Genomic DNA, 4,224 nt, shown 5'->3' on the forward strand with positions numbered 1-4,224 from the left:
TTGAAATATTAGGTCGATTTTTAAAATATGAATGGATTGAATTTAGCGCCTATAAAGACCGAAAGAGCCTCCTCGCTTACGTTAAAAAAGTGCTGGACAATTTTGGAGGCGAGTATGTAATTAATTTTGCCTAGGTACTTAACTTTAACAGCAACTTCTTGAACCGATGTATTTCTGACCATTTCACTAGCATGAAATACACCCCCAAAACCACCCGCACCAAGAAACTTATTAAGACGATAGGGGCCTATTTGTTGCCCTTCTAACATCTTCATCATTTGGTCTAGCATAATAATAACTCCACGATTTAACATTACCTCTAATCATTGCAGCAAATTCGCCCCAATCAAACAGACTCGATCAAATGCTCGATGTCCGATTCTAACGAACCAAATTTGAGCATCGGTCAATCGTTGGAAACTGTGAGGATATCTTTTGCTAATTCAAAAGCACCTGTTTTGATATCAATAGCTACAATCTTCCCATGATTGTCCTTCTCAACTTGCTGACGCACCTGAGACTGATAGATTTCGTGTCCACGTCGGACAAATTTTTCTTTGTTATAGCAAGGGTGTTGTAATGTCATTAGTTAGACCCTGTTGCAACGTTTATCCCTCTATTTTAATCTAGGCTTTCAGCTTTGCTGTCAGTGGGGAATAATGCTCACCCTATTTGCCTAAAAATATTAAGAGATGTAACTATTTATGCCTAACCTAGAAAGTGATTACTCAACAGGGGTGAGATCAGGATAGTCTAGATCGAGCAGTCCGATAGATGTTTAGTTAAATTCCTACTTCAGATATGTCCGTTTCTAGTCCTCCTCGTTCCCTGCGTATCGGTTCGCGTAAAAGTCAGTTAGCCCTAGTACAAACCTATTGGGTACAGGCAGAATTGAGTAAACACCACCCCCATCGACAGTTTGAGGTGGAGACGATGAGTACCCAAGGCGATAAAATTCTCGATGTGGCCCTGGCGAAAATCGGTGATAAGGGTTTATTTACCAAAGAATTAGAAGTGGGAATGTTGGATAGATCGATCGATCTTGCCGTCCATTCTCTCAAGGATCTGCCCACTAATTTGCCCGAAGGCTTAATCTTGGGTTGCGTCACGGAAAGAGTTAATCCGGCCGATGCTTTGGTGGTAAATAGCCAAAATCAAGACTATCAATTAGATAATTTACCAGAAGGTTCAGTAATTGGGACTTCTTCTCTGCGTCGATTGGCCCAGTTGCGTCACCATTATCCCCATCTGACTTTCAAAGATGTGCGCGGCAATGTCAACACCCGTCTGGCAAAATTGGACGCGGGAGAATACGATGGGATTATTCTGGCAGTAGCGGGATTGGAAAGGTTAGGATTAGGCGATCGAGTTCATCAGGTTATTCCGGCGGAAATTTCTCTCCATGCGGTGGGACAGGGGGCTTTAGGGATAGAATGCCGCGATGCTGATCCGGAGGTCTTGGAAGTCCTAAAAGTGTTGGAACACGCCCCTAGCCGCGATAAATGCTATGCTGAACGCGCTTTTTTACGGGAGTTGGAGGGGGGCTGTCAAGTTCCCATCGGAGTGAATACGGCGATCGAGGATGGTATCCTAACTTTAACGGGTATGGTGGCTAGTCTCGACGGTAAGCGCCTGATTAAGGACTCGGTTAGCGGTGATCCTAGCCATGGGGAAGCTTTAGGACGAGATTTAGCCCATAAACTGCGCGATGCTGGTGCTGGAGAGATTTTAGCCGAGATTTTCGCTGAAGTGGGACGATAATCAGTGATCGGTTATCAGTTATCAGTCTTAATTAACTTTGGTTCGGTTGATAGTCTTTTCCCCCGGGATGAGAGAATTGCTTTTCGGAGTCAGGAAATTGTGCAGGATGTGACGATTTTGAATTAAAACTAAAGTTGCGATCGCTAAGAGAAAATAACCAAAACTTTTTTGTAACTGTTTTGCAGACACAAACTGTCCTAGATAGGAACCGATAAGAGTACCGAGGGCAGCCGCAAAAGCAAAGGATAGGGTTAACTGCCAATCGACGCTAATATGACCTAAATAGCCCAGTAATCCGGCTACAGAATTGAGGGAAATAATCAGCAGCGAAGTAGCGATCGCCTGAGCCATGGGGATTTTACCCAATAATACCAGCGCGGGAACGATAGCGAAGCCGCCCCCAACCCCAACTAATCCCGTCAGGACACCCACAGCAATTCCTTCACTCATTAACCAGAGCCAGCAATATTGACAGACCGGTTGGGGGTAGAGGGTGAGATTTTTTGGCCGATCGCGGGCTTTATAATCAGGATTATCTATCTGTGTTGATCTGCCGATCATAAAGGCTGCCGCTATAAGCATTAGTGTCGCAAACAGGAGCATCTGGAAGGTGGCAGTGACGAAGGGTAATGTGGCTAATCTTGCTCCCCAAAAAGCCCCTACCATCGTCGCAGAACCGAAGATAAAAGCGATTTTTAAGTTAATGTTCCCTTTTTTCCAGTGGGGAATCGTGCCAAGTAAACTGACACTACCGATGACTAGAAGCGTCATAGCGATCGCCGATTTGGTCGGTACTCCCATCACATAGACTAGAATCGGTAATGCTAGTACAGAACCTCCTCCTCCTAACAATCCCAGACTAATCCCCGTACAAACGGCTAATAAATGTCCAATTAACCAAGTCATTTCAGTTATCAGTTATTTTAGCTATCGGTCGTCAGTCGTCAGGAGATACGGTGATAGGGTTTTAGGGTGTTGGGGTGTTGGGGTTTTAGGGTGTTGGGGTTTTAGTTGAAATTCCCCCACTTCCCCACTTCCCCACTTCCCAATTCATAATTTATAATTCATAATTTATAATTCCCACACCCAACCCCCTATTTCCCCCGATGGGGTTGATTATAGGGAAGTTTAGCCAGAAGCATAGCTAAAGCACAGGTATTACTAATCCCCGCAAAAACTAGACCGGAACCGACAAAACCGCTTAAAATCAGGAACCAAGGCGAGAGAAAGGCTCCTAATACTGTTCCGAGGACAACTAAGGAACCAGCAACAATCTGCACCTGACGGAATAGACTAATTGGCGCATTTTGGTCTTTTTCGGTGGTATAACCCGCACTTTTCCAGGTATTTAAGCCGTTTTTTAGCTGTGCAACTTGGCTAAATCCTGCCGCAATCAGTTTTTGTGCCGCTACAGTGGATCTGCTGCCGGAATTACAGTAGAGAACTAGGGTTTGATTGGGGTCAAAAGCGATCGAATTAGGGTTAAAACTGGAAAGTGGTACTAATTTCGCCCCTGGAATGCGATCGCTGGCGTACTCCCCTGGTTCTCGCACGTCAATTAAGCAAACTTCTCGGCGCTCAATTAAGTTTTTTAAAGTATGGGCATCAAATTCTCGTAATTTTGCCTGATTTGTGGTATTAGTCATCGTTAATCTCCTGAATGGATATTTAAGCTAAAACAACTCCTAAATTGCCGCAGCCTTGGTTAGCGGGAACAGCTTCCATGATCTTTTTGGGATCGGGTAAATTAAGACTGTTCATAAACTCGATAAATTGTCTGCGGTTACGTCCGACAAAACGGGGATTGTATTGTTTTTCTTCGGCAATGGTGGAGACGGTTAAACCGCGATAGTCGTGGCCGGGATAAACTAGGGTACTATCGGGGAGAGTGAAAAGTTTTTGCGTGACCGAATCAAAGAGAGTACCAGCATCGCCGCTTTGGAAGTCGGTACGACCACAACCCCGGATAAATAGAGCATCTCCTGTCAAAAGATGACTGTTATTGACTAAATAAGCTAGATGACTATCGGTGTGGCCAGGAGTAGCGATCGCTTTGATGATGATATTTCCTAGCAATAATTCCTCTCCATCCGTCAGATGGCGATCAGCACAGGCTACCTGAGCATTTTCGGGAACTATACCCAGACAGCCTGTGATTTGCCTTAATTTTCCAGTTCCTGTGACGTGATCGGCGTGAATATGGGTTTCTAAACAATATTTTAGCGTTAATCCTAGCTCCCGTAATTGCCGATCATCCCTTTCCACCTGTTCCTGCACTGGATCCACTAATGCCGCTTCCTTGCTGACGGGATCGGCAATCAAATAAGTAGGGTTTGCTGAATAATGGTAAAAACCTTACAGGAAAGGGCTTTTAGCTTGATTGAGAGCTTCCCAAATGCACTTAAATCTGCTAGAATCTCTTAAAACCCTTGCATCACCCTTGCATCACCCTTGCATCTTCTC

Annotated in this window: 4 protein-coding genes and 3 pseudogenes; 2 read left to right on the plus strand and 5 right to left on the minus strand. The window is 44.7% G+C overall.

What is annotated here, in order from left to right; translation table 11 throughout:
• A pseudogene (locus tag O9323_RS15620) lies at window positions 1–134 on the plus strand (IS630-like element ISMae24 family transposase); the annotation flags it as partial.
• Window positions 135–140: 6 nt separating this feature from the next.
• Here O9323_RS15620 and O9323_RS15625 read toward each other — a convergent pair.
• Together O9323_RS15625 and O9323_RS15630 are read right to left on the minus strand one after the other, a co-directional pair.
• Window positions 141–290 (minus strand): annotated as a pseudogene (locus O9323_RS15625) (serine/threonine-protein kinase); the annotation flags it as partial.
• 33 nt (window positions 291–323) lie between these two features.
• A pseudogene (locus O9323_RS15630) lies at window positions 324–586 on the minus strand (hypothetical protein).
• Between the two features lie 215 nt (window positions 587–801).
• Between O9323_RS15630 and hemC the strand changes: the two are divergent.
• Complete coding sequence (hemC, locus tag O9323_RS15635; RefSeq protein ID WP_024968936.1) at window positions 802–1,761, plus strand: hydroxymethylbilane synthase; 960 nt, start codon at window positions 802–804, stop codon at window positions 1,759–1,761.
• Window positions 1,762–1,788: 27 nt separating this feature from the next.
• Here hemC and O9323_RS15640 read toward each other — a convergent pair whose 3' ends face one another.
• The 3 genes from O9323_RS15640 to O9323_RS15650 all read right to left on the minus strand — a co-directional run bounded on the left by O9323_RS15640 (window position 1,789) and on the right by O9323_RS15650 (window position 4,083).
• Window positions 1,789–2,667, minus strand: a complete 879-nt coding sequence (locus O9323_RS15640; protein ID WP_002756059.1) for a sulfite exporter TauE/SafE family protein — start codon at window positions 2,665–2,667, stop codon at window positions 1,789–1,791.
• 188 nt (window positions 2,668–2,855) lie between these two features.
• Complete coding sequence (locus tag O9323_RS15645) at window positions 2,856–3,407, minus strand: rhodanese-like domain-containing protein (RefSeq protein ID WP_002756060.1); 552 nt, start codon at window positions 3,405–3,407, stop codon at window positions 2,856–2,858.
• Between the two features lie 22 nt (window positions 3,408–3,429).
• The gene (locus O9323_RS15650) at window positions 3,430–4,083 is read right to left on the minus strand and encodes an MBL fold metallo-hydrolase (RefSeq protein WP_288125397.1); all 654 of its coding nucleotides are present in this window, start codon (window positions 4,081–4,083) and stop codon (window positions 3,430–3,432) included.
• Window positions 4,084–4,224: the final 141 nt, after the last annotated feature.

The sequence above is a fragment of the Microcystis sp. LE19-131.1A genome (genome assembly GCF_027532015.1).
In the GTDB taxonomy this organism is placed as follows: Bacteria; Cyanobacteriota; Cyanobacteriia; order Cyanobacteriales; family Microcystaceae; genus Microcystis; species Microcystis ichthyoblabe_A.